The following is a 1,343-nucleotide window of genomic DNA, read 5'->3' as shown; positions in this document are numbered from 1 at the left end:
CGGTTCTTGCGCAGGAATTCCGACACGCTGTCGGCCAGCAGCAGCATCCCCGCGCCCGAGGCCAGGATCGAGATGGCCCCCTCGCTCTTACGCCGGTTCGGTGATCGCGGCGATGATGTGCGAGGCCCGCTCGGCGCCGCCGAGGGCGGCTTCGGCGAAGGCCTTCGGGCCGCCATGCAGCCGGTCCAGCGCCTCGAAGGCCGAATCCATGTAGTCCGGGTGCACGGTGAACAGCGCCGAGCGGGCGGCCTCGTCGACATGGCCGCGCAGCTGCGGGTCGGGCTTCCACAGCTTGTTGGTGGCCATGTAGTTCTCGATGATCCGGGCCTTCGGAGTCCCGACCAGCGACAGGATCAGCGCGGCGGTCAGCCCGGTGCGGTCCTTGCCCGCGGTGCAGTGGAAGATCGCGGGACGCCCGTCGGCGGCGGATTCCAGCGCCGTGCGCACGGCCGAGGCGAAGGTGTCGCCGAAATCCTCGACGTAGCCGCGATAGGACCGGGTCATGGCGTCATGCGCATGGGCATGGGTCAGGGGAGCGCCCGCGGCGATCTCGGCGGCGTATTCGCGGGTGCGCGGCTCCACCGGGTGCGGCGCGCGGCGGATGGCGAGGCCCTCGGGCAGCTCCTGCGGGCGCTCGGCCGCCTCGGCCACGCCGCGCAGGTCGATGATGACCCCGGGATGCATGGCCTTGAGGCGCGCCATGTCGTCCGCGGGCAGGTCCCGCGGGACCGGCGCGCGATAGAGGAGGTGGCGCCGCAGGACCCGGCCCGGCCCGGCGGGCAGGCCGCCGAGGTCGCGGAAATTGGGCATGGCGTGGAGGAGATGGGCCTGGGGCGTGGTCATGGGGGCTCCGGGATGTGGCGCGCTTGCGGGCGGCGGCCCGGCGCTGCGGCGGCCCCGGCGGACGGGGCGGAGGATGGGAAGGCCGCGCCCGGCGGAACCGGCGCGGGGGCCGGGCCGGGGCGGCGGAGGATGGGCCGCGGCGGCGCGCGGCGGGTCGGGCGCGATCCTGCACCGGGCGGTCCGCGAAATCCAGAGCCGCATGGCGGAAGGCGACGCCGCGGCCCGAGCGGCGGCGGCATGTCGATGCGGATCGGAGCGTCGGCGCCGCCCCATGCACCGGGGCTCAGAGAAAGACGCCGCGGCGAAGCACCATGCCCCCGCCGATCCCAGGCGCGACGCGAGCGGGAGGAGAGGGGGAGCGGGGGGGGGGGGGGGGGGGGGGGGGACCCCCCCCCCCCCCCCCCCCCCCCCACCCCCGCCGAACACCCCCCCCCCCCCCCCCCCCCCCCCCCCCCCCCCCCCCCCCCCCCCCCCCCCCCCCCCCCCCCCCCCCCCCCCCC

The 1,343-nt window shown here is 77.2% G+C and carries 1 protein-coding gene; it reads right to left on the bottom strand.

Going from position 1 to position 1,343, the window contains the following annotated elements:
* Nucleotides 1-87: 87 nt before the first annotated feature.
* Nucleotides 88-843, bottom strand: coding sequence for a tyrosine-protein phosphatase (locus tag ACQ5SO_RS21325; RefSeq protein WP_430943668.1), 756 nt, complete (start codon nt 841-843; stop codon nt 88-90).
* Between the last annotated feature and the right edge of the window lie 500 nt (nt 844-1,343).

This window comes from Rhodovulum sp. DZ06 (assembly GCF_050586345.1).
In the GTDB taxonomy this organism is placed as follows: Bacteria; Pseudomonadota; Alphaproteobacteria; order Rhodobacterales; family Rhodobacteraceae; genus JBOCEF01.
This window is presented reverse-complemented; position numbering and strand designations above follow the sequence as displayed.